We start from the raw sequence: 22,463 nt of genomic DNA, 5'->3' as shown, positions 1-22,463 counted from the left end.
TTGAATTTGTATCGCTACTTGTAAGAGCGCTGCAGCTGGAGACCGATGAGACCATTGAATTGACGTTTCACGATACGAATGAGACCGAGTGGTATGCTGAGGAATTGAAAATTGCACTCGCTAATCAAGTGGTCAAAGGATTTAGTGAAACCGAGTTTAGACCGAAAGAGATGATCACGAGAGAACAAGCATCTAAAATGCTGGCCAATGCACTGTACGGACCGATGATACCGGAAGGGAAAGTTGAATTCACGGATGTAGAAGAAGTATCCAGTTGGGCAAGATCAGAGGTCATTGGTTTAGGCGTCAATCAATTAGTTCAGGGATACCCGGACGGTACCTTTAAACCAAAGGGGAAGTTAACGAGAGCTGAGAGTGCAGCAATGATTTATCGGATGTACGATACAGTGTTTGGTATTCGTTAGATAATAGAGTTATTGTTTATCTTGAAGCAAGGGTTCTACACACCCTTGCTTTTTTTAAGATATCCCCCGATGGACTCCTAGTGAAAGGCTCATTATTTCAAGTTATAACTTCTATAAAAGCTTGGAAAGTAAGTTGGAATTTTGATAGGTTATACGTTTTCTCATCTTTATTTCCGAAAAAAGTATATACTCTAAATAAATTAATAAATCTTGGAGGAACAAATGGCGAAGTATAGAAATAACAGCCAAAAAATCGGTGAATTAGGAGAAGACTTATTTAGAATTTATGCCCAGCGATCACTTAATTTAATACCAAATAAACTTGAACGTGACTATGGTATAGATTTCTCATGCCAGATTGGAAGTGAATCAACCAGTCATAAACAATCAATGCATGCTGAGTTTCTTCTGGTGAATGTGAAAAGTTCTGCTAACGACATTCCAAGTAGTAATCTTAATAAAGCAGATATGGAATTCACACTTAAATCTACACAGCCTCTTGTGTTTATTTTGGTTGATACTCTTAAAAATGAAATTTATCACCGTTTTTTTGATGAAAAGTTACTCCTTGAATTTCATGAACGTTTGTCAAAGAAAAAAAACTCTTTCCGATTGGATCCTTCGAAAATGAGCAATGATGTAGACCATTTCATTGAACAATTGTCTATTATAAAGAAAAGGTCATACCAGAATAAGCTTGATTTATTGAAGGTTCAATTAGAACTCCAAAAATTAATTGGAGATATGAAACTGAGCATTAGTCAGTCGGAAGAAGGTAGTGTTGCCATAGTTGAGGTGAACCAAGTAGAGGATCTGTTTGACAAAACTCATAAACTTTTTCCACGTGTACGAACTTCTTTTTTATCTGAAGATCTTAATAAGTTGTCTTTGCCACAAAGCACTTTCAAAAATATATTTCAACACACTGACGATATCGCTGACTCTTTATCTGTTATCGCTCCTTTAGTTTATGATGTGTGTCGTGTTACTTTAATGCGAAAAGGGAAAGAGATTGCTACTTGTCAGTTTGAAATAAGGGGGTTTGGAGATGAGACGGCTTACTATCATCCTAGCGGTTTAAGCTTATCTGTATCAAGAAGAAGAAAAGCTGAAGACAACCAGTTCCGTCACTATACAGAGGTTATTATTACTGAAAAAAATGCTGATAGTATGTTTAATTACCCTGAATTAATTAACTTCTTAGGGAAAATTCGGCCTGGAGATACTATAAATCAACTTTCGGTTTCTGAATCCTGGCCAATACTACTTTATCTCGGTGAAGTTGTTCGACATTTACCTAAAATCTATGACGCTCTTGCAGTAGAACCCTGTGTTCAACTGAATGCACTTGAAAATAAAGAAACATGGTTCTCGTATATGTTTGTTGCGAAACTGTTGTTTGATAAAAAATCCACGCTTCATTATAATCCTGAAACAGATAATTCAACGTTAAAAGTAATAAAAAACAAGATACATTGTCCCTTTATAATTTGTTTGCCTGAGGGACAATTTGTGCTAATAATGGAGTTTGATAGTGAATTATATAGAGAGGAGTCTGGTAGAATAGTTGGTATTAAATCAACACGTAATCCAATTGCTAAGTCATGTATAGCCATCGAAAGCATCGGTATATCTAACCCTATATTTCTACTAACAGAAGAAGTAGCGTTTATGTTTTCTGCAGATAAGCAGCAAGCTGAAATTATAGATAATCCTCTAGGTATACGAAGTATTGTATTGTAAGATTCAGCTACAATTAAGTGAACTTAAAGTTGGATGCTGCGAAACTAATCCAACATCTCTGATGCTAGTAATTACACGAGGGCTCCAGTAGAATAATGCAAGTTTTAGATGCAGAGATATAGGAGTAACCAGTAAATGGACAAGCTTGACTGATCTGAACGGGAAACGGAGCTGAAATTTTGGAAAACCAAATTAAATTAGAGTTCGTCACAGCTATTAATTATTTAGGGTTAGATGAGGATGATTGCCATGTTGTAATTGATGAAATAGAATACGGAACTTGGGAAGAATTCAATCAAGCTATATATGAATTTGAAAAGCCTCACTTTAAAAATGTTCGAGAAAAGCTTGGACTTGTTTTAGAACTGATTCAAAGCAGTGAACAGGTTCAGTATACATATCCTCCGAGAACAAAACACGAAATGAATGGCGGGATCAAGATAGCGACTCGTCGAGGAGCTCGACTTCATGAAATTGAATTATTTAATCTCTATTTTCGTTTTCGCTCTCATTTAGCAGGTGATGGAATTGCTCTCATGTATAAGTCACCTTCTTCTCAAAAGGAACGGATTATTCTTTTACCTGACAACACTGAACAAAGATATGAAACAGAGAAAAGATATTATTTGGATGAAGCTAGGGATCTGGTTTTTAAAGGGCACATGAAATCAGATGACCAAAATAATCTGATTGAAAATCTAAGGATGTTAAATCTCCATGAGCGTTGCGCCCAATCTCTAGAACACGAGTTTGGCCATGTTCTTAACGTTCGTGAGTTTGAATCATTGAATTTTAGACCTAATGATGAAGCACAAATTTACAAATGGTTTCTTGAGTCAGGATATATGTTTAATATTGATAAAAGGATTCCATTATTCGATAAAGATTCAGCAGCCGTAAAACTCCATATTTTAAAAGAGGCTCTCGTGGAGGATTACCGGATATCATTGAATATGTCTTCGGAACGTGGTAAATTTATATTACCAAATAAATTCTGTTTTTCGGGTGATTTTCAAAATCCAGACTTATTAGAAGAGGGAGTGGATCTTATGAAACGCATGTTGAATAATCAAATAACTTCTCAAACGCGTCGGCCCGCGTCCTCGTCGGATTTTGACTCAATCATTGCATATAAACAAGTCGTTGCACGGCGTAAAAAGCAGGATTGGGTGGCCGGATCCCAATCTTTGACAGAGGACATCATTCGGCGAGACTTGGAGGAACTTGAACAGTCAGCTATAAAACAGGCAGCAGTATCAAGAATATAGAAGTAAAAGCCATCCACAAGGATGGTTTTTTTGTTTTTGGATTCGACATACCTCATGAATATGAGTTGATGATGTTTTTTGATGACTATTATCTCAACAAAATGAAGTTGTAAGCTGGGATCATGGATATAAAGTTTTTGACTTGCTACCGGGAGCATTAAGCGATCGAGCAGAATATATACTTTGAAAAGGGTGGTCAAATGGGAGGGAAAAAAAGACGGCAGCATTATGTTTGGAGGCATTATTTGACTGCCTGGGAGAATGAAAATGGTAGACTTTATTGTTTACGGGACAATAAGATTTTCCCTGCCAGCGCTAGAGATGTTGCAAATATCCGCGATTTTTATCGCTTAAATGAACTTACTACATTCGATATTGAGTTAATAACGACTGTTTTCATAGAACATTTGGGGCCTCCTGAAGTTCAAAAAGTTAATAAAGATTGGATTATCTATTTCAATCGGATCTTCGAAATTAAAAGGACTTTAGAGCAGAAGAGGAAATCTTCCGAAGAAGTGAAGGCTCTATTTGACTTGGAGATCAATAATATTGAAGAAGAACTTCACAATAGAATTGAAGATACGGGAAAGCCGTATTTAGAGTCTCTCAGAAAAGGTGATGCATCGTTTTATCAAGACGAGCAGGGGAAGGCAGAGTTTAATGAATTCATCTGCACTCAATATTTTCGGACAAATGTGATAAAAGAATCATTCCTTAGAAGCATGAAATTTATTCCTGGGAACTGGTCTGATTTCGATCCGGAAAGGATTTGGAACGTTTTAAAATATGTATTCTCTACGAATTTAGGTCATCAGATGTCGCTCCCTAATAATAATTTTGTCTGCATAATTCTAAAAAATAACACACCTACTCCATTTATAACCGGAGATCAACCCGTGATCAATACAAAGGCGGATTACAATAATCTAGAACAGACTAACGAGTTGGAACTATATTATCCAGTATCAGCAAAAATAGCTCTGCTTTTATTGCAGAGCTCTAAGAAATGGGATGACTCAATCGATATTGAGGAAGGTGAAGTTCAAAGATATAACGATCTCATCTTTAAAGGTTCTAAAAAGCAGGTATATGCTAACGAAGTGGCAGTATTAAATTGCTTCAATTGAGCAGAAACCTAACAGTAACAGCTTTGTCTTAGACCATGAGGGAAATGGAACAAAGAGCAGAGAAAAATTTGAAACTTAACGTTTACAAACAGATTGAGAAAGAATGGCTTTGAGCAAGTTCCAGCTTGGATATATGTTTATCGTCCACCGCCTGAGTCCCTGCGACGTTAAAAGTAGCAGGGACAACAAGCCGTGAAGCTCTGGAGCAATCAACTCGACTTCGCCTAAACATTTTTATATCAAATTCTCCCTCCCTCATTTTAATTTAAACACATATATTTTTGTTCATAAAAATGAATATACAAATAAATATGAATATATTAAGTAAATTAATAAGTATAATAAACAATTATATGATCATTTTAATATTCATTAAACTATTCAGTTTTGATGAATCTAAATTTCTTACGGTCAACAGAAGAGTTAACATAATAAATTACTAGTAAACTCAAAAGTGAACTGTTTACAAAAAAGGAGACTAGGAGGGGGATTGGGGGGAATAAACACAGTTATAAGATTTATCAACGAAGAGAAAATTCAATAGATAAGATATAATTCTGAAGAAACATCTACTTTTATAAGAACATATGTGCTAAAATAAGTACGCCAAACCCAGATTTTGCGCACTTTCAAACTAAAACGATTTTTAGTTAGGAAGAAAGGTAGTTTCACATAAAAGAAAGTCGTTTTATTCCAGTATTTTTAAGATTAATAGAATAAATTAATAGACAAGAATAAGGTGTTCGAATTTTTCGAGATTACACGATAAAATTTAATGGCCGATAAATAAGGATGGATGCATTTGGAGGTAGAGTGATGGTTTTTGTGAAAAAGGTAATTGATGAAGCGTTAGATGACGACATTCATTTGATCGACCCGAATCTTGGAAAGTATAGGTTAGAACTTCAACCTATCTTAGAGACATCATTTACAAAGAAATGCTGTATTGTTTTGCTGGATAAAAAGATTTACTATAAATCGTTTCCTATACCGTTTACAGGCAGTAGGAAGGCTATTATTATCGAGGATGATGAACAAAAGCTTAGACAATTGATTCGTGATGAGTTTCCTGATCATGATTATGAGATAGAGTTTAGTAAACCAAGATATAAGGTATACCCAGAGTGTTTAGTTCATAGTATAGACGTCTTATCTGCAAATGAAATTAAATTTATGACTGAAAAACAGCTCGATCTTTGGCAACCTGTTATAGAAATAGCTGTATCAAAGTTCCGAGATTCCCTTAAGGGTAAGAAGAGAAAGAAATAGACTTGTATATTAAGAAGATTACATATTAGTCCTTTAAAGAGGGAATAAATTCTTAAAGAGGTGAATTTAGATTTTGATGGATAATAGTAAGGTATACGACAAGCAACATAGGTATCTTGGGAAAGGTATAAAGAAGCCCCGATTTCGTACTCCTACCAAAAATACTGTTAAAAATCGTATTCTCATGGCACTGCTCTATGGTACAAATACTAAAATTTCGGAGCTTGCTGAGGCAATAGGTGTTTCGAAGCGTACTGCACATTCTTGGGTGTATGAAAGAAATCCTGGCGAAGCCAATAGAAAGAAAATATCTGAATTTTTTGGTTTACCAGAAGATGTTTTGTTCTTTGAACACTGCGAGGAAATGCAGATTAAAATACCTTTTGAGACCAAACTACATCAAGGTTTCTTAGGTGATAAAATATTGAATGTAATACTGGCAGGTTTAATGGTAGTCCATAATATCAACCACCGAGATTTAGCTGAGTATTTAGGGTACAGTAGACCTCTTTTCCGTACTCACATTCATGAAGGAAGGATTCCACCAATCGAGATCATAGATAAGGTTTGTAAGTTTTTTAAGCTTCCGCCGCATATTATATACAATCCAGATTTGTTCTTGGAAACGAGATTTACGGCTAAGGAATTCCGTCCTTACTACTCTAAATCTAAACAATAAGATATAAGAATTTACTAACCGTAGCATGTAATAATTTCGAAAGGAAAATAGGGGGAGGTGAGGCGTTGGACTCGTCACGTAAATATGAATTGGAAGATGTATATGATGAACAAATTCGTGCTTTTTCTATATGGATGAAGCAATCGGGTTATACAGACGCGACACAGCGTGAATATATGAGGGAAGTTTATTCTTACTTTGATTCATTAAATGGAACTATCCTCGAAAAAGCAGGTAAGATCGATATAATAAACTTTCTTGTGAGTAAGCAAGAGTCTACAAGCGACCGAACCCGAAATCGATCACTTTCGGCAATTAGATCGTTCTACGTAGCGATGATAGACTTTGAGATGGCTTCTAGGAATCCTGCAATGGAAGTAAAAAAATCAAAGACTGAAAGGAACAAGAAGCCAGTTTACTTAGAGGAAGAAGAGTTAGTCGAAAGTCTTCAGTTTATAAAAGGCAGGTATCGCAATCGAAACATAGCCATATTCCTTCTCATGGGATACTGCGGCCTTCGCGTGGGAGAAGTTCATCGATTAAACCTTAAGGACTTTAAGCGTTCGAAGGCGACAATTGAGGTCTTTGGTAAGGGCCGTAAATGGAATGAGATACCTGTGCCTGAACTGCTAGTTGAATATCTAAGTAAGGTTGAGGAAGAACGGATTACACCATACAGCAAGAAGGAAGAAGCCTTTTTTGTCTCACAAAAGGGAAGGCGGTTATCGATCCGTCAGATTCAGAAGATCGCAAACCTAATGTTTACAGAATTTAAGAGCCAAAACCCAAAATTATCGGACATGAAGTTATCCTGCCATAAACTTCGGCACTCTTTCGCGACAATGCTCCTCAAAAACGGAGTAGATATTCGCGTCGTAAAGGAACTACTTGGACACTCCTCGATAGAAACGACAATGATCTATACACATGTAAACGATGAACAAAAGAAAAAGGCAATGGCTACTGTGAGCATTCCGCTTCATTCCCTATGAAATGTACTGTAACGAGGCGCTGCTGATAAATGTATAGCGAAGTTTAGATTATTTGATCATGGATGCATGATCAATAGTGTATCATGCATCAATATAAAAATTCCGATTAGGTATATTGACTTAGGATAAAAGTAGGTATATGATCATTTTAATTGAATATTCTATCGAGGAAGTACCTCGCGCTTACATTGGTAAGTGTGGGGTACTTTTTTGTTTTCTGATAAGGAAATATAAGCATGGCCCAACAATTTTAATGATTTCTTGAGCAAAATTTGGAAAGTCTATCAAAACAAATGAGGAGATCAGAATGATGAAGTTAAAGACTATTCGTATTCAAGTTCTATGTATGCTGTTATTCACTTTATTTGCTAATACTGCTTCTGCTACAGACTTTAAAGTATCAATGATAATAGCTGACAAGAATACAGAAACCTTAGCTGGTGGTTTTCACACAAAAATCACTCCAGGTTCGAAGCATACTTATACAGTCACAGTCACAAATCATAGCAAGGAAAATGAATCAGTATTTTATTTGTATCCTGCTGATGTTGTTCCAAAACTAAATGGTGGTAAAAATTTTAGAGATTATGGAGAGACAGTATCGGGTCCAGCTAAATGGATTAAGACAAAGCCAGAAAAGATAATTCTTCAGCCATTAGAAGCTAAGAATTTCTCATTCAACATTGAGTATCCTAAAGATTTGAGTTACGGCCAATATATTTCTTACATAGCATTACAAGAATATAAAGAACCTGAAGTAGTAAAAAGTAAATCTCAAGAAGTAACCTTCCAAACTGATGCTTTAACTAAAATCGGAATTCAGATTATTGGCGATTATAACTCAGATCAAGCGAATTCAAAATTCTCGTTCTCTGATTTTGAATATGAGTATTTAAGCAATGGTTTGTTAAGTGTATCACCACATGTTGAAAATGGTGGAAACATTCTTGGAAAGCCAGATATTGAAATGAAGTTAATTGATCTCGATACGAATCAAAATATTTATGAGAGTTCATTAAGTATGGATTCCGTATATGCTAACACGGAGGCAAAAACTGATTTTATCTTAAAAGACACTTTCCTTGAGCAAGGGAATTATAAAGCTGTATTAGTAGGAGAATGGGAAGATCAAAGGTTCTCAAGGGAATTTGAATTCACCTTAAACCAAGAAGAGGTCACCACATCTCAAAGAACACTTGCGGACAATAATATTATTAAGATAGTCACACAGAAAAATGATACTCAGGTAATATTATTGACTGCAATTTTAGGTTTTATTGTTATGTTACTTCTTATCATTCTTCTATTTAAGAAGTCAAAAAGAAAATCTGAGAGGGGTGATGAGTATGTAACTTCTAAAGAGACTCTAGAGGCGACTAAAAACTAAAGGAGAGAATGAAAATGTCAAAAACAAAGAAGTTTGGAGCATCATTACTCGGTCTGGCACTATTAGTGTCTGTTCCTTTATCTGCAGCAGCAGAGGAAGTTGGTCAATCGACTGAAAGCCAATTTAGCTTAGTAGGGGGACAACTCACATTTTCAGCGGATCCAATCATTTTCGCACCTAAGGTAATCAACAGTAATGAATGGAAAGGTGCAACGGTATCAAGTAAAATTTATCTTACTGATGACACGGGTCGAGGAGACGGATGGACACTTACGTTATCTGCAGAAGATTTTTACAGTCAGCCACTTACCGACCCTTCTTCAGGGGGCAATGGTACATATGTCTTGTCCTATCCAGCGTCTAGTGTTGAAGTAAGATCTGGAGAAGTCCTTGTGAGTATTGGGCAGGAAGTGGATCCTACACACGGACCGTTGTCTAGTTCCTTCCATTTGTCATCGACTCCACAAACTATTTTCAGTGCTCACCCTGGATTTGGTATGGGTGATTATGAAGTGATTCCAACATTTTGGATAAATACTCCGAAGACTGTAACCGTTAGTCAGCTTAACGGTGAAGGATCCTCTTACCAAGTTGGGGATACAATTGGTGCTGTGGCAACTACATACACTAGCAAGTTAACTTATACTCTGGCGAATGGAATTTAATTAATGTTAGCTGGTAGCCTGATTTTTATTATAGCGTGCCTTATAGCCGTTGTTCTAAGCAAATTTTCCGCCTATTTCAAAGATGACGGCTTTGTTGTCTTGTCTCAGATGACGATAATGGCTGGACTGGTTGCTAGTCTAATGATAATCTCCTAAACTATTAGCAAAAGATGCCTATTTCAGTGAGGCATCTTTTTTTATCTCTTTCCGATCGTATGCCTGAAAGCTCAGTCACAGGACCATTGTTCAAGAGCAGTAAGTGGAATAAGTATTGACCTATAGTGCTAGTATATATATACTAAACAATAATTAAATACTTTTGTAGGGAAGCACCCTTTTGGCGATAAAGCCATATTGGGTGCTTCCCTTTTTCTGTTTAACAGGGATTTTAAGGAGGCAAAGTTTTGAATCTATTCCGGAAGCAACGGTTAGGAATTCAAGTCGGATTACTGAATCATCAACACTTATCTATATTTGAGAAATTATGGTCTAAGTTATGGCATTTCCAAATGAACACTTTTTTGAATGAAGAACATCGATGTAGCAATTACAAGCAGACGGATTCAAATTGCTGTCTTAGAGAGGGGGAGCGGAGATGATTTTATATTATACACTCGCATTTGTGACCAGTTTTATTTACATGGGATTTGAGATCGCAGCTGTAAGAGTTCTTACTCCTTATTTTGGGAGTACTATGTTTACTTGGGGGGCCATTATTAGCACATTTCTTACCGGATCTACAATAGGGTACTGGTTTGGAGGAAAACATGCTGATAGATCTAATTCTCAGGTTATGGTCATTCTGTACCTTTCAATCGCGATGATTACTGTCGCAGCTGTTCCTATGGTGTCTCCAGTATTGAACTCACTTAATGAATTGCCTAATAATATTGGAGTGCTACTAGGTTGTTTGCTCCTTTTTCTTGTACCGAACGTTGCTTTGAGTGCTATCGTCCCTGCGATTACAAAGGAAGGGCTTAGCCTTTCGTTCAGTGGGGCTCAGATTGGTAAGTTCCATACGATATCCGCAGTAGGGAGTATCGCAGGTACTATACTCGTAACATTCTGGCTGTTGCCTGCGGCCTCGTTGGAGGTCATATTTGCCTCATTTACTGGTGGGCTTGTTATAGCTTTAATCCTTTATATAGGTTTGAAATTCAGAAGAAAAATGGTGTTTGTGTTACCTAGCTTTGCGTTTTGTCTTCTTCCCTTTCTTCAATTCGCAGAGAGTCATATTAATGCACCAGGTACACGATTAATCGCTGAAGAATCGAGTGCGTACCATAATGTATATATTGTTGAAAGCGAAGAAAGGAATGGTATTCCTGGGGAGTACCGCTACATGCAATTTGGTCCGAAGGGCTATCAAGGGGGCATTAATCTAGATAATCCAGATGAGGTATTATTCAAATATGCTCGTCACTTCCAAGAGGTTGGAGACAATTTAATTACAGATATGGAGCGAGTTTTTATCGTTGGTCACGGTGTAGGGACGACGGCTCGCCATTACGAGAAACTTGGCAAGGATGTGATTACAGCAGAGATCGACCCTGTTGTTGTTGATATGAGTAAGAAATACTTCTTGTACGAAGGAGATTCTGTTGAAGTTGGAGATGGTAGAAAGCTCCTGTCCAAACAGCTCGATCACTCCATTGATTATCTCGTGCTTGATGCATACAGCAACGATGTCGTGCCTTTCCATCTAACTACTAGGGAATTCTTTGACATCACAAGGCAAAAACTCAGTCATAATGGAGTGCTGGCTATGAATGTGATTGGGAAATTACGTGGAGATGAAGTCCTTGAAGCAATTCATTCCACGATCGCAAACCAATTTCCTTTCGTACGTGTGTACGCAAGCGCTGAAGATCAGGACAAGTTGCAAAACATCACAATACTCGCCAGCCATTCACTCATTGAACAGAAAGAATACAGCGAATATTTTGAGGTGAAACTAAATCCTGGAGAAATTATAACGGATTCAAGCACGAAGTTTAGCAGGTTGAATTAATTATTGTCAGCTGTATAGTCAAGAAATAGAATTCTGTTAAGCTGCCGGCGAGTACAAAACGATGTGAAATACTTTTTTGGTTACCTTAAATGGGTGGGGTCGAGCAAGAACGTGTCGATGATTAATCCTGCTTCTTTATTAAAGTAGACTTTCACTATCTATGCGAAGGATCGAAAGTCTGCTATAATTGATGTATACCTTTACTTTACTGTTGACCTTTTTTATAGTGGTGGCACGCGCCATACCACTTATTCTTATGAATTCAAATGCGCCCATGGGTGATTACTATGTCTAATGACATTTTATCCTTTGGTGCGCTTTTTAATGTCTAAATTACGCTTGACCAAAGCTGCTGATTCTAAAATCGCCAATGCGAGAATCAGAGGTTTTTGTCAGGCGTTATTTTTTTGCCTGAACAACCCAAATTTTTTATCAGGAGGAAAGTGTGATGATCATTGAAATGGAAAAAGAAATTACTGTGGAGTATGGTGGTATCACTAAATTCGACATGGAGGACTGTCATGCTCATTACTTCATCAATGAAGGGGAAGATGGGCAAAAGTCTGAGTTCAAAGTAGTTAAGGAAACTGGCATTGTAGAGAAGAGACCGCTCGGATCCGAGGATTGGGGTCTAACTTTCTTAGAATTTTATGACTTTAAGGCCGACCGCGAATCGTCCACAGAGTGGGTTTAATCAACGATAAACAACGAATGGAGAAATGCTTGTGAAAATCATTGAAATTGGTTACTTTTATAATTACTCAAATCCTATTGGAGACAGATGGGAAATTCGCCAAATAACTGAGGACCGACTTGCCTCTATTCAGAAGCTTGCTGCTGAAGGCAAGAATTACAAAGGTCTTCAAATCATAAAGGATTATGGTGAACAAGATACAACTTGGCTAGAAACGTGGGAAAAGATAGGTTCGCGTAATCGTTACATTCGGGCAGCAAGAGACCCGTTTTTCGATAAGAGGATGCTCACGGAATGTAAAACGTTGGATTATCTGATCCAAATGTTAGAGCATGGGAACTTCTGTGTCGGGCAAGGGTTTTACTATAAAGATCTTTGCTTCATCAACTGCGTAGGCGGAGGAGACGAGTGGAGAGCTATTCGTCGCGACAAGGCGTTTGAAACCATTTCATGCGGCGCGATTATTAGAAGGTACGGCAGAGAATATTTTAAGCGGAAGGTGACTACGTACTTGTCTGCACCAGATGAACTTGGTAATATGGAGTTTTTGGAGAGTAATATCAGTAATCAGTTATTTAGCATGGGAGAATTTGTAGAAGAACAAGTAACATGATTTCAATTACTATATACTTCTGAAATGCTTTATTTTGAAGGATTGAAAATATCAAACTGCTTATTCTTATGTGAATTAATAATTTGAATTTAGTAACGGAAATACCGGTCAAGAGATGAACTCAGTAAGAGTTCATCTCTTTTATTTAAATTACTAGGAGGTAAAAATTCATGACATTTGGTAATAACAAAGTGAAAATATCAGCCGTCACGTTGGAGTCTTACAAGGATGCCCTCAACGATTTAAATCCAGATACGGACTACCTATTCGTCGATACGATCCCTGAAGGGATAGAAGGAAAGAAATTCATTTATCGGCAGCAAATATTCACTGTTACTGGAGTGGACCTAGAGAGCAACGAAGAACCGTTGCTAGCTGCGATGTTACAGGGATTCGAAGATTATGAGAAAGATGTGGAATGTGGAAAACTGGAAAAAGGATATTACACATCAGATGGAACTCCGATAGACAATTTCCCAACAAATTTTATTAACCATACAGGTTGGAAATTCAACGCTTGTGAACGCTATGCGAAAAACGTTCCGGGTCTTGAAGAAGGTGCATTGATCGGTTTTTATTGGATTCCGCTCTCCGGTATCATGGATGAGCTCTATTCTCCTTAAAAGTCCCGCACTATAACCCCAGATAGTATATAGATCATAGGAGGGGCAGGAAGATAGTGAAGTATGAGTTTATACCTCTAAATGAGTTGAGGGAAATTGCAGGGGGATTGAATGAAGGAAAGAATTCAAACGGTAGTAGAGTTTACGAGGGCTTTCATTTTTTCTCTCCTATAGACTTTAACATGGCATCGATAATGGAATATTACTGTGTAATAGCCGTTGAAGGGATAGATGTCAGGGGAGTAATGCTGCTTTATCAAGATCCCCAACATCCTTTATCGTACAGTATATCGTATGTCGACGTTAGAAAAGACCACCAAAGGCAAGGTATCGCTAAGGGTCTTTATTTAACATTAAACGGTTTTCTTAGTCAAGATAATATCGTAATTGGGACAGATCTCACTGATAAAGGTAAGTCAGCTAAACTGGATAGACTTCGTAAAAAAACAATCACGACTTGCCTCTCATTCGATAGCTTCAATCAATATTTAGTGAATCTCCATTTCCTGAGAAAGGTGTGAATGTTGGGCTTATCAATTTAAAGGATATGCTGTTGGTGTTCCTTACCTTTTGGGTAAAGTTTGGCGAAGAGTTAAAAGTGCAAACTTACTGAAAGTATAATGTAGATTTCCTATTTGTTATTGCTACTTATTGTCTGCTCACTTATACTGAAATTAACCAAATAACATCGAACTGGAAGTACCAGGCTGCCCCAAAAGGGTTTGTCTGGTACTTTTTTGTTTTTTTAAGGAGGATATTTTGTTGTTATATGATAGGACCCGAAAAATTCTAATAGGATTAGCGATCGCGATTCCTGTATTCGCCAGTATCTCAGTCGTAATCGTCCTAAACTCAGGGGAAAGCAATGAACCTCAACGTGCTGCACTAGTAAAAAAACGTGTTGAAGTAATGGTGGATAGTCACAATATGACGGTTAATACTCATGCTGAAACTGTAGGGGAAGTTCTTAAGCAGCTTGATGTGAGCGTGGGAGAGCAGGATATTGTAGAACCTTCGACAATGACGAAACTCTCTGAAAAAGTCAAAATACGGGTGACACGAGTTTCCGAAAATGAGAATGAGGTAATTGAAGAAATCCCCTACGAAACAGTAACTTATAATGACCCGAATATGCTCATAGGAACGGAAGAAGTAATTCAAGAGGGAAAGCCAGGTAAACAAAAGGTACAACGCTTGCTACGGGTAGAAAACGGAGTCTCGGCTACAGAGAAAGTATTAAAACGCCAAGTAATCAATCCATATACGCCAAAGGTCGTTGCAGTAGGTACTGCAACTCCTGAACCTGTTGTTCCCATTTCAGATCCATTTGTGACCCAAAGTAAAGTTAGCGAAGATCCTCCATCCAATACACAAACAGTTAATGAAGATACTCCAACTGAAGATAATCACTCACATTCTGAAGAGCCAAAAGTCATTACGTTAGAAGCAGAGCCGGTAAATTATAAGTTTAAGCTGGATGATGTTGAGTTGACCGCATATACCGCTGGTTTTGAATCTACGGGTAAGAATCCAGGTGATCCTGCCTTCGGTATTACATCTTCAGGAACTACAGTTTCCGAAGGAAGAACTATTGCTGTCGATCCGACGATCATCCCGATGGGATGGTGGGTATACATCGAGGGTGTGGGATATCGGAAAGCAGAGGATACTGGTGGTGCTATAAAAGGAAATATCATAGATGTGTATATAGAGGAGCTGGAGAAAGCACAACAATTCGGACGAAAGTATGGACATACGGTATACGTTATTGGTCCCAAACAACCAAACTAGAGATTTTACTGACTGTATATGAAGTTCATTTATTGTCTGGATTATGCTGCAGTGATATAATACATAAATACCATTCCTTTTCTTTCCACGTACTCCCCAGCTTGGGCATAGGGAGCATTCTAATGATAATTTTTATTGCGTGTGGGATAGGTCTGTATTTTAATTCTTCTTGAGTAATTCAATTTATATCCTCATGGATATCAAAACACCATTTGACGCATGACTGTTGAGGTCATAGCACTTATGGTGTTTTTTACATCTGTAAATATTTGTTTAGAAATTAACGTTTCTCTAGGAGGGCAAAAAAGATGATTAATAAAAATGTTTTCTTTGATGTAGAGACAGAATTTGGTGTCCGAACAGAGGTTGCAAAGGTGAAAAGTGTTGAATTTACAAAAAGAGGGCCTGTTTTTACAGCAATCACTCCTTTAGGGAATACGGTACGCTTAACTAAGCGTGAAATCTCATGTGTCGGAAATAAAAAACAGCAGAGCACACAGCGCTGTACATAATCTATTTTATTTTTATGTTATAATACACAGGAGGAAAGTATGAATATCGATTGTGAAATTGACATCATTATTGACGAATTAACACCGTGTTTAATACACCGGGAGACTGGGGAAGAATATAAGACATTGATAGAGCCTTTGCTGAGTTCAGATCTTAAACATCTTACTAAACAGCAAGGCTGGATTAATTTCAATTGGACTAAGGAATACTCAGCACCGAATCGCAAGGTGGCAAAACTTATGGTTGTGGGTTCTGATCAGATCCAAGGACTTATCAGCTATGAGATTGCTCAAGGTTACATCGATGTAATGCTTGTCGAAAATGCCCCTTGGAATATCGGTTCAAGTAATCAACTGTTTATCGGCGTAGGTGCTCATTTATTCGCCTTCGCTTGTAAGATAAGCTTCGAGATGGGATTTGATGGTGTTATTGCTTTTACCTCGAAAACCAATTTGATTAAACACTATCAGGAGAAGCTGGGTGCAGTACGAATCGGTGGACATTTGATGACGATCGAGACGGAGGCAGCTAGAAAACTGGTTGATCAATACTTTGAGGAGGGATCTTGCTAATGACTAACGACAGCAAAGAAATAATAGATGCTTTCGAAAAACTTGCTGAAGCAGGCAAAGGTGTTCTTGCTATCCCGCCTTTGAATGAAAATGAGCGTCATGAACGCGATCGCTTAATGCAGGAATATCTGCGCCAGCGAAAAGCAGAATCACCTGTTCATCGGAAATGATTGTACTCTATTTGAGCAATAACCGTTAATCATGGAGTTGATGGATCATGGATTTTAAATGGCGATTACCGTTAATTCTGATAACATGATGAGATTCGTCTCCAAGTTAGAATTACCAAAAATTATTCGTTATGGAACAAGAGGTCTAGCAGTAGTCTGCTGGGCCTCTTTTATTTTTTATGAAATCGAAGGGGTGCAAAGATCTTGAAGTTAAACGACTGGGTTCTATTGAAAGCGATTTTTAACTCTCGCCTGCATGATGCAGTTATGGAGAAGAATGAGGAGGGCATTCACCAGCTGATAGATGAAGAATATTCCTATGAGAAGGATAATGGCTTTTTTGAAGTTGAGCCGCTCGAACTGGATAAGTTGCAAAAAGAGCACAACAAAAATATCTCCAATGAAGAGTTGATTATAAGGTTACTATAAACTTTAAGGAACTGAAAACCGTTCAATAAAAATAGAGTTAGAATCTTTTTATCATTAAGCTATGCTTGCACGTTTAACTTGTATATAGGCTTAGAGGGGAATTGGGGACATAGCAGACTATAAAGCCGCTCCAATTACGAGGTAATGAATTGAGTGAAAAATTAAATGAAGGAGAGCGAATATGAAGTTATTTAGCCAAATGAATGAAAACGACTCAGTGTCATTAAAATGGGAGGACAGGGTATTGAGGACTACTAAGAATCCCCAAAAGAGTGATGATGGTAAAACATACACAGCACTTGCGGTAGATGCAATAGATAATAAATACATTTTAGTATGGGCTGTTTCAGAGAACGGGGAATGTGACTTGTATAACCCGATTGGCGTTACATTTATAAAGTAGTAGTGTAATTAGAGGAAGCCATCTTAACCAGGTGGCTTCTTTTTTATATCCTATCACCAAGAAAGTAAAAGCCAAAATATATTGATACCTGGACTAAACTGGATGATCCTGCTCGCTCTATTGAATCCCGGGCATTTTATTATTTAGCATATTTAAAAGTAAAGCCCCCCTTGTAATAATACTGACCACGGATTTTTACTGAGGATTCCGTGATTTCTTCGATGACTCCGCTCCCTACGAGTTCATTCGAATTAAATACTACAATGGGCTCTTTATGTATCATAGCTGTATGTAATTGTATATCTGAAGACAGTTCTTTCATAAAACGATTGGCCATATAATTCTTTTCCTCCATTGTAATTGATTACATTATCCTATATCTCGTCTTACAGTTAAAATTTATTAGTAGTCTTCCTTTGTAATAAGACACAAATAGTTAACCCAAGTACGACTACTACTTCTTCTTTCCGTAGTCAATAGCACAGTCCCCCGATCAATTGATGAAAGTGGACCAATGTAATTATGGTAGACGAAATCAGCACATTAGTCAGAAAACACCTGCTGTTCATTATAATGAATTATGATGAAGAATAGCCTGAGCATCAAATTTAATGCCTGTGAAAATTACCACCTCTGACATTTCCCTTCTAATAATACAGAGGCGGTTACTGTTTAGAACTCCGATGTTACATCAAAGAAGGTATCGATCATACAATAGCAACAACTATAAATTTAACCAAAGGTATCGTTTAAAAATCGATGTAAAAAAGCTCAAGATATCCTTGCGCCAGTAAAGGATATCTTGAGCTTTTCTTTACACAGAAGTAATTGTGATAAATTCTTCGAACTTCGGTGATCGCAGCTTTCCATCTTTAGTGAAACACTGAAATTTGATTTTACAACCTAAAACTGGTTCGATGTATCTCCAGCCTTTGTGTTCATGCGTAACTAGTTGTTTAGAGACCTGATTAAACGCACGTATTGCTTTGCTGTTCGGTGGGAATTCCAATAGACCTACATATTTGCCATCTACGGTTAAACCCCAGCCAAAACCGCCTACAAGCCTTACTGAAGAAATCTGACAGGTAATGTACTGATAGGCCTTGACCTTAATCATATTTTTAGAGCGTGTATTTAGGTGAATTTGAGCGTCTGGGTGATATTGAACAATTCCTTCAAGTCCAAGCTCTTTAGCTTTCAAGAACAGTTCTTCTCCATCATTATATAAAGGGGTAATTGAGAGAGTTTCTGAATTATCTACTATATCTTCAAGCGCCTCTCTGCGCTGCATGAATGATGAATTCAGCATGGGTTTACCATCCAAAAAAAGTATATCCCATAATGGAAAGTGAGCTCGTAAAGTTTTTGCTATTTGTTTAACAGCTGATTCCTTTTTTGTATTAAATCTAGTCATCGCGTCATCCCACCACAATTTTGGAGGTTGATCTTTAGCCTGTGTTAAATCGAAGGCAATACACTCACCATCCAATATGGCCGTCTTTACGGGAAGTTTAATATTATTCAGTTCAGGAAATCTTGACGTAACCTCTGTTCCATGCCTTGTAAAAGCTCTCACCGCACCGTGGTTATAATGTATTAATATCCTAAAGCCATCCCATTTCAGGCTCGATTTAAAGTCTTTCTTTATTTGTGAAGGGAGCATCGGCTGAAGGAGCATTGGTTTTAATGGTTCATTTAACATAAGCTATCTCCTCCATAATGAACTTAACATGGAGAAGATATAAAAAGGTATATGGAACCGTTGGAACAGCTGAGAATTATGTGCAATACGTATACCAATTATTGTTGCAGGTGATATTCGAAAACTGGACATGTCCTGGAAAGTTAAGTGAAAGCCCCTTGTTTGCAAATTAACCCTGCTTCCCTAGAAAAAATAGTCACTGGAATAAGAACTAATGTTCTTATATAATTAGCTCTGAGGTGATCACGATGATAGGAAACAAACTTACACCAGGTAGTAACATGTTTTGGGAATCAAGCCGTATGATTATGCCGGAACATAAAGAAGCTTACGTTGAACATGTCCGTGAAAAAAGTAAGAAGGGCCGTGTTTATCTTGACGATCAAGAGAAAGAGATCGTCAGCAGAGCCCTGGCAGTATCTATCCAGCAGCGTTTGCCAATCAATGTTCAGTTGTACGATGAATTCGAGGACCGACGAGTAATTGGGGTTGTTGAGAAGGTAGATATCCGGCTCAAACGGTTCAAAGTTGATGGAGAATGGTTTGACATACAAGATGTGCTGCGAGTTGATATAGAAGGTTACGACTAATCGAATAAATGAAAAGTCTCATGTAGAAGAGAACTAGCTTAAAAAAGTTCTGCAGCAGCTTTATTGGAGCAACTTGTATCATACTTATTTCTTTATTTAGCTGCACTTTTACTGTTATCAAGAAGACTGGCCCCATTAGCGTTTTATCAATCATATTGAATAGGAGTTATGTGTAAATGAAAATTGAAGTCTATGAAAATGGCAGCAAAAGTAAACTTGTAGCTGTACTTGTAGAGGATAACGGCGACGAACGTGAGTTATTAAGAACCGAAAAAGGCAAGGATGATTCACCAAACCTGATAGACGATATGAAATTGTCACACTAAACAGTAACATTCAATTAGGGAACATAATGAACAGGATTGTGCATTGTGGAAGTGGATGAGTATTAAGTTGTAATGAGGTACATATGGGGAAGTTTATAACGCCTATAATGAGAAAATACGCACCGAGCAAATATGCCTGGTGCGCTTCTTTATGTCCATCGATTTGTTACGCCTCGAATCATGTCCACAATTATCAAGGATCCAAGATGGTCCTCAATCGACATTGTGTATTTCCGAATGGCTAAATCTATTGCTAGGAATAAATCATCATCAATTGAGATCTTTTAGAGGGCCCGTGGTGCTTCTTGTACAATGTCTATTCCTAATTTTTTATTCTCGTTTGGGGTTAATGGATAACTTCCAAGTCGGATGGTTTCAACATCACCAAGGCAAGCTAGGACAGTGAGATGGGAATCAAACTCCATACTGATAAAGTAGATAAAGTGTGGAAAAAGCCTGAAAATAGAGTAAACCCAGTCTCTGACTTCCCTGATCTCGTAGACTTCTTCCACGGTGTCGTCGTAACTCTCGACTGAATCAGTGTATTTCATCTCCACCACGCGTCTTTGTATACGAAGCATGACAGGATCCGTAATAGTTAATCACCTTCTTTCAACTGAACTGCAGGGCCAATACATTATGAAAATTAAGAACTATTTTTTACGATGTAAAGGTACCACGTTAGAAAGGTCTGCAGCAGACCTGTGCTCGATAGGTGTATGAATAGATGCCGTGGCCATATTATTATTTATCAATGGTTTTGTAGCTTGGGTTCTTGTAGATCGCCATTTAAAAAACGAAATGACAAACTTAGGTGCCGAGATCATCATTCCGATGAGCATCGCCCAAAGCATTGTAAAACCAAAAACCACCGGATATAGCCAGAACACGACTGCTGAAGTAAGATTGGAAAGTCGCGGAGCAGCGAACTTCCAACCATGATAGACTGAAAGAAATATGTATCCACCAAAAAGTGATAAACCGGTACTGTCCAAAGATGGCATTCTACTGAAAAAATCAGTAGAGAATACAAGTAAACCAGAAATAAAAGCTATCAAATTGCTGCTGAATTTATTATCCAAAGGATTCACCTCCTTATTTTATTGTGAGAAGTTAATTATAATTTTAAATGGGATATACCCGCCACATCTGGCGCACACAAAACACAATATTATCTGTCTTGAGTCAAGTTTTATAAGGAGTTACGACATCTTGCAGGAAAACATCAGTAACCATATGCGGTGTCGGTTGCATTCCGCTTTAATCTTGAATGGTGTCGTAGCATTTACCCTAGTTGGTCCTTGTGATAAAATTAAAGGAATTAAATACATAAAACGCGAAGCACGCGCAGCCCCTCTTGGGCTTGTCGTGCTTTTTTTGCGTTTACACAAATTAAGGAGGGATAATCAGGACGCATGAATGCTCTAGATACTTTATTTGTAAATCAGTATGTTGAAATTGAGGATAGAGAGGGAAATATGCTGGTTGCACAGATCCAGGATATTGACGAGATCTCGTTTAGGATTGGTTCCATTATTTCTAAACACAGAGTTTCGTTACCCGCGCTTGTTTTGCAGGAAGTGTTTGTCTCATATCGTGGAGAATCCGGAGACAGGTACCAATTTAAAACGAGAGTAATGACACAGCTAGAGAAATCTCCTGCTAAACTTCAACTAGCTATTCCAGGTGACAAGGATGTTCTTCATATCCAGCAAAGAGAATACTTTCGAGTGCCGGCAGCCGTAAAACTCATTTTGAGCTTGAATGAGGAGGATCTTTCCTTTGTTACAAAGGACATCAGCGGTGGAGGGGTGTCATTTCTCAGTAAAGAACCAAAGTTTAAAAAGAATCAGTCTGGAATACAAGGAAACTTGTATATTGCAAACGGGGAGGATGCATTTACAGTTCCTTTTGTTTCAAGAATTGTCTATGTGAAGCTCAATAATAGGAGTATGTTCCAAACCGCTATAGAATTCACAGAGATCCGAGAGTCACACAGGGAAAGGATCATTAAATTTTGTATGAAGGAGCAGCTCAAACTCCGAAACTTAGTTGATAGGACAAAGTAACTCGGTTGCTATGGACATAGAAAAAAAGTAGGTATATAATATTGATTAATTAAATATCGGAGCGAGGAAGCACCTCGCACTTAGTAGATCTAAGTGTGTTGTGCTTCCTTTTTTTATTATCGTTTAGGGGGAATATGGATTGAATAAGATTGATGCCATCATTGGATTATTAGAAATGGGAAAGGGATTGTATGATAAGGAGGATTCAGTACATTCTAAAGAACAATTTGGTTCAAATAATGATGCGATTATGATGATCGTTTCTGTCATCAGTCAACTCCCTCAATATAATTCGTTTTCCTCACTCAAGCTCATGAATTCGTAGGATTTCATCCCTTGTTTAATTCGAAGAAAGAGATGTTTGAGGAGCTGGTAGTCAGTTAAAGGAGAATTGGGCATGCA

The 22,463-nt window shown here is 37.7% G+C and carries 28 protein-coding genes; 24 read left to right on the top strand and 4 right to left on the bottom strand.

The window, feature by feature from the left end:
• From ACFQ3J_RS26935 to ACFQ3J_RS26840, 20 genes are all read left to right on the top strand, one after another.
• Positions 1-425: S-layer homology domain-containing protein (locus ACFQ3J_RS26935; protein WP_379294415.1), on the top strand; the 425-nt coding region annotated here is incomplete at its 5' end.
• 222 nt (positions 426-647) lie between these two features.
• A complete protein-coding gene (locus ACFQ3J_RS26930) occupies positions 648-2,168 on the top strand; it encodes a DUF4365 domain-containing protein (RefSeq protein WP_090727670.1) in 1,521 nt (506 codons plus the stop codon).
• Positions 2,169-2,347: 179 nt separating this feature from the next.
• Positions 2,348-3,436: a hypothetical protein gene (locus ACFQ3J_RS26925; RefSeq protein WP_090727672.1), complete on the top strand. Its 1,089-nt coding sequence runs from the start codon at positions 2,348-2,350 to the stop codon at positions 3,434-3,436.
• Between the two features lie 200 nt (positions 3,437-3,636).
• Positions 3,637-4,563, top strand: a complete 927-nt coding sequence (locus ACFQ3J_RS26920; RefSeq protein ID WP_090727673.1) for a DUF4238 domain-containing protein — start codon at positions 3,637-3,639, stop codon at positions 4,561-4,563.
• 816 nt (positions 4,564-5,379) lie between these two features.
• The gene (locus ACFQ3J_RS26915) at positions 5,380-5,832 is read left to right on the top strand and encodes a hypothetical protein (protein WP_090727675.1); all 453 of its coding nucleotides are present in this window, start codon (positions 5,380-5,382) and stop codon (positions 5,830-5,832) included.
• Positions 5,833-5,908: 76 nt separating this feature from the next.
• Entirely contained in the window at positions 5,909-6,511 is a 603-nt protein-coding gene (locus ACFQ3J_RS26910) for a helix-turn-helix transcriptional regulator (protein ID WP_090727676.1), read from the top strand.
• Between the two features lie 65 nt (positions 6,512-6,576).
• Entirely contained in the window at positions 6,577-7,503 is a 927-nt protein-coding gene (locus tag ACFQ3J_RS26905; protein ID WP_244533615.1) for a tyrosine-type recombinase/integrase, read from the top strand.
• 307 nt (positions 7,504-7,810) lie between these two features.
• Positions 7,811-8,890, top strand: a complete 1,080-nt coding sequence (locus ACFQ3J_RS26900) for a WxL protein peptidoglycan domain-containing protein (protein WP_139237039.1) — start codon at positions 7,811-7,813, stop codon at positions 8,888-8,890.
• Positions 8,891-8,904: 14 nt separating this feature from the next.
• The gene (locus ACFQ3J_RS26895; protein WP_090727679.1) at positions 8,905-9,555 is read left to right on the top strand and encodes a hypothetical protein; all 651 of its coding nucleotides are present in this window, start codon (positions 8,905-8,907) and stop codon (positions 9,553-9,555) included.
• Positions 9,556-10,150: 595 nt separating this feature from the next.
• The gene (locus tag ACFQ3J_RS26890; RefSeq protein WP_090727682.1) at positions 10,151-11,566 is read left to right on the top strand and encodes a fused MFS/spermidine synthase; all 1,416 of its coding nucleotides are present in this window, start codon (positions 10,151-10,153) and stop codon (positions 11,564-11,566) included.
• Positions 11,567-12,014: 448 nt separating this feature from the next.
• Positions 12,015-12,260: a hypothetical protein gene (locus tag ACFQ3J_RS26885; protein WP_090727684.1), complete on the top strand. Its 246-nt coding sequence runs from the start codon at positions 12,015-12,017 to the stop codon at positions 12,258-12,260.
• Between the two features lie 31 nt (positions 12,261-12,291).
• Positions 12,292-12,873, top strand: coding sequence for a hypothetical protein (locus ACFQ3J_RS26880; protein ID WP_090727685.1), 582 nt, complete (start codon positions 12,292-12,294; stop codon positions 12,871-12,873).
• Between the two features lie 170 nt (positions 12,874-13,043).
• The gene (locus ACFQ3J_RS26875) at positions 13,044-13,496 is read left to right on the top strand and encodes a hypothetical protein (protein ID WP_090727687.1); all 453 of its coding nucleotides are present in this window, start codon (positions 13,044-13,046) and stop codon (positions 13,494-13,496) included.
• A 56-nt stretch (positions 13,497-13,552) separates the two neighbouring features.
• Positions 13,553-14,017 (top strand): GNAT family N-acetyltransferase, encoded by a 465-nt coding sequence (locus ACFQ3J_RS26870; RefSeq protein ID WP_090727689.1) that lies wholly within the window; start codon positions 13,553-13,555, stop codon positions 14,015-14,017.
• A gap of 241 nt (positions 14,018-14,258) precedes the next feature.
• A complete protein-coding gene (locus tag ACFQ3J_RS26865) occupies positions 14,259-15,287 on the top strand; it encodes a G5 domain-containing protein (RefSeq protein ID WP_090727690.1) in 1,029 nt (342 codons plus the stop codon).
• 308 nt (positions 15,288-15,595) lie between these two features.
• Positions 15,596-15,799, top strand: a complete 204-nt coding sequence (locus ACFQ3J_RS26860; RefSeq protein WP_090727692.1) for a hypothetical protein — start codon at positions 15,596-15,598, stop codon at positions 15,797-15,799.
• Between the two features lie 39 nt (positions 15,800-15,838).
• Complete coding sequence (locus ACFQ3J_RS26855; protein WP_090727693.1) at positions 15,839-16,372, top strand: hypothetical protein; 534 nt, start codon at positions 15,839-15,841, stop codon at positions 16,370-16,372.
• The gene (locus tag ACFQ3J_RS26850; RefSeq protein ID WP_170862572.1) at positions 16,372-16,542 is read left to right on the top strand and encodes a hypothetical protein; all 171 of its coding nucleotides are present in this window, start codon (positions 16,372-16,374) and stop codon (positions 16,540-16,542) included. The genes ACFQ3J_RS26855 and ACFQ3J_RS26850 overlap by 1 nt, the downstream gene beginning before the upstream one ends.
• 204 nt (positions 16,543-16,746) lie before the next feature.
• Positions 16,747-16,971 carry a hypothetical protein gene (locus ACFQ3J_RS26845; RefSeq protein WP_090727695.1) on the top strand — a complete coding sequence of 75 codons (225 nt, stop codon included), beginning with the start codon at positions 16,747-16,749 and terminating at the stop codon, positions 16,969-16,971.
• 181 nt (positions 16,972-17,152) lie between these two features.
• Complete coding sequence (locus tag ACFQ3J_RS26840) at positions 17,153-17,374, top strand: hypothetical protein (protein WP_090727696.1); 222 nt, start codon at positions 17,153-17,155, stop codon at positions 17,372-17,374.
• A 139-nt stretch (positions 17,375-17,513) separates the two neighbouring features.
• On the opposite strand, the gene ACFQ3J_RS26835 is transcribed toward ACFQ3J_RS26840, so the two are convergent.
• Positions 17,514-17,711, bottom strand: a complete 198-nt coding sequence (locus tag ACFQ3J_RS26835) for a hypothetical protein (protein ID WP_244533617.1) — start codon at positions 17,709-17,711, stop codon at positions 17,514-17,516.
• Positions 17,712-18,188: 477 nt separating this feature from the next.
• The gene (locus tag ACFQ3J_RS26830; RefSeq protein ID WP_090727698.1) at positions 18,189-19,076 is read right to left on the bottom strand and encodes an ATP-dependent DNA ligase; all 888 of its coding nucleotides are present in this window, start codon (positions 19,074-19,076) and stop codon (positions 18,189-18,191) included.
• Between the two features lie 248 nt (positions 19,077-19,324).
• On the opposite strand from ACFQ3J_RS26830, the gene ACFQ3J_RS26825 reads away from it, so the two are divergent.
• Together ACFQ3J_RS26825 and ACFQ3J_RS26820 are read left to right on the top strand one after the other, a co-directional pair.
• Positions 19,325-19,666 (top strand): YolD-like family protein, encoded by a 342-nt coding sequence (locus ACFQ3J_RS26825; protein ID WP_090727699.1) that lies wholly within the window; start codon positions 19,325-19,327, stop codon positions 19,664-19,666.
• Positions 19,667-19,842: 176 nt separating this feature from the next.
• Complete coding sequence (locus ACFQ3J_RS26820) at positions 19,843-19,992, top strand: hypothetical protein (protein WP_170862573.1); 150 nt, start codon at positions 19,843-19,845, stop codon at positions 19,990-19,992.
• A 284-nt stretch (positions 19,993-20,276) separates the two neighbouring features.
• On the opposite strand, the gene ACFQ3J_RS26815 is transcribed toward ACFQ3J_RS26820, so the two are convergent.
• The gene (locus ACFQ3J_RS26815; RefSeq protein WP_251584341.1) at positions 20,277-20,543 is read right to left on the bottom strand and encodes a hypothetical protein; all 267 of its coding nucleotides are present in this window, start codon (positions 20,541-20,543) and stop codon (positions 20,277-20,279) included.
• Positions 20,544-20,645: 102 nt separating this feature from the next.
• On the bottom strand, positions 20,646-21,074 hold the full coding sequence (locus tag ACFQ3J_RS26810; protein WP_090727703.1) for a hypothetical protein: 429 nt from the start codon (positions 21,072-21,074) through the stop codon (positions 20,646-20,648).
• A gap of 333 nt (positions 21,075-21,407) precedes the next feature.
• Between ACFQ3J_RS26810 and ACFQ3J_RS26805 the strand changes: the two genes are divergently transcribed.
• Positions 21,408-22,061, top strand: coding sequence for a flagellar brake protein (locus ACFQ3J_RS26805; protein ID WP_090727706.1), 654 nt, complete (start codon positions 21,408-21,410; stop codon positions 22,059-22,061).
• A gap of 139 nt (positions 22,062-22,200) precedes the next feature.
• Positions 22,201-22,386, top strand: a complete 186-nt coding sequence (locus tag ACFQ3J_RS26800) for a hypothetical protein (RefSeq protein WP_090727708.1) — start codon at positions 22,201-22,203, stop codon at positions 22,384-22,386.
• Positions 22,387-22,463: the final 77 nt, after the last annotated feature.

Origin of the sequence: Paenibacillus provencensis (assembly GCF_042678545.1) — a bacterium.
Lineage (GTDB): Bacteria > Bacillota > Bacilli > Paenibacillales > Paenibacillaceae > Paenibacillus > Paenibacillus provencensis.
The sequence above is the reverse complement of the archived record's forward strand: the minus strand, read 5'-3'. Positions and strand labels throughout refer to the sequence as shown.

What these genes read in the sequence shown, in the direction of transcription:
- ACFQ3J_RS26930 (WP_090727670.1), top strand. Translation starts at nt 648, where the DNA reads ATGGCGAAGTATAGAAATAACAGCCAAAAAATCGGTGAATTAGGAGAA.
- ACFQ3J_RS26920 (WP_090727673.1), top strand. Translation starts at nt 3,637, where the DNA reads ATGGGAGGGAAAAAAAGACGGCAGCATTATGTTTGGAGGCATTATTTG.
- ACFQ3J_RS26915 (WP_090727675.1), top strand. Translation starts at nt 5,380, where the DNA reads ATGGTTTTTGTGAAAAAGGTAATTGATGAAGCGTTAGATGACGACATT.
- ACFQ3J_RS26910 (WP_090727676.1), top strand. Translation starts at nt 5,909, where the DNA reads ATGGATAATAGTAAGGTATACGACAAGCAACATAGGTATCTTGGGAAA.
- ACFQ3J_RS26900 (WP_139237039.1), top strand. Translation starts at nt 7,811, where the DNA reads ATGATGAAGTTAAAGACTATTCGTATTCAAGTTCTATGTATGCTGTTA.
- ACFQ3J_RS26895 (WP_090727679.1), top strand. Translation starts at nt 8,905, where the DNA reads ATGTCAAAAACAAAGAAGTTTGGAGCATCATTACTCGGTCTGGCACTA.
- ACFQ3J_RS26890 (WP_090727682.1), top strand. Translation starts at nt 10,151, where the DNA reads ATGATTTTATATTATACACTCGCATTTGTGACCAGTTTTATTTACATG.
- ACFQ3J_RS26885 (WP_090727684.1), top strand. Translation starts at nt 12,015, where the DNA reads ATGATCATTGAAATGGAAAAAGAAATTACTGTGGAGTATGGTGGTATC.
- ACFQ3J_RS26875 (WP_090727687.1), top strand. Translation starts at nt 13,044, where the DNA reads ATGACATTTGGTAATAACAAAGTGAAAATATCAGCCGTCACGTTGGAG.
- ACFQ3J_RS26860 (WP_090727692.1), top strand. Translation starts at nt 15,596, where the DNA reads ATGATTAATAAAAATGTTTTCTTTGATGTAGAGACAGAATTTGGTGTC.
- ACFQ3J_RS26855 (WP_090727693.1), top strand. Translation starts at nt 15,839, where the DNA reads ATGAATATCGATTGTGAAATTGACATCATTATTGACGAATTAACACCG.
- ACFQ3J_RS26850 (WP_170862572.1), top strand. Translation starts at nt 16,372, where the DNA reads ATGACTAACGACAGCAAAGAAATAATAGATGCTTTCGAAAAACTTGCT.
- ACFQ3J_RS26840 (WP_090727696.1), top strand. Translation starts at nt 17,153, where the DNA reads ATGAAGTTATTTAGCCAAATGAATGAAAACGACTCAGTGTCATTAAAA.
- ACFQ3J_RS26835 (WP_244533617.1), bottom strand. Translation starts at nt 17,711, where the DNA reads ATGGCCAATCGTTTTATGAAAGAACTGTCTTCAGATATACAATTACAT.
- ACFQ3J_RS26830 (WP_090727698.1), bottom strand. Translation starts at nt 19,076, where the DNA reads ATGTTAAATGAACCATTAAAACCAATGCTCCTTCAGCCGATGCTCCCT.
- ACFQ3J_RS26825 (WP_090727699.1), top strand. Translation starts at nt 19,325, where the DNA reads ATGATAGGAAACAAACTTACACCAGGTAGTAACATGTTTTGGGAATCA.
- ACFQ3J_RS26820 (WP_170862573.1), top strand. Translation starts at nt 19,843, where the DNA reads ATGAAAATTGAAGTCTATGAAAATGGCAGCAAAAGTAAACTTGTAGCT.
- ACFQ3J_RS26815 (WP_251584341.1), bottom strand. Translation starts at nt 20,543, where the DNA reads ATGAAATACACTGATTCAGTCGAGAGTTACGACGACACCGTGGAAGAA.
- ACFQ3J_RS26805 (WP_090727706.1), top strand. Translation starts at nt 21,408, where the DNA reads ATGAATGCTCTAGATACTTTATTTGTAAATCAGTATGTTGAAATTGAG.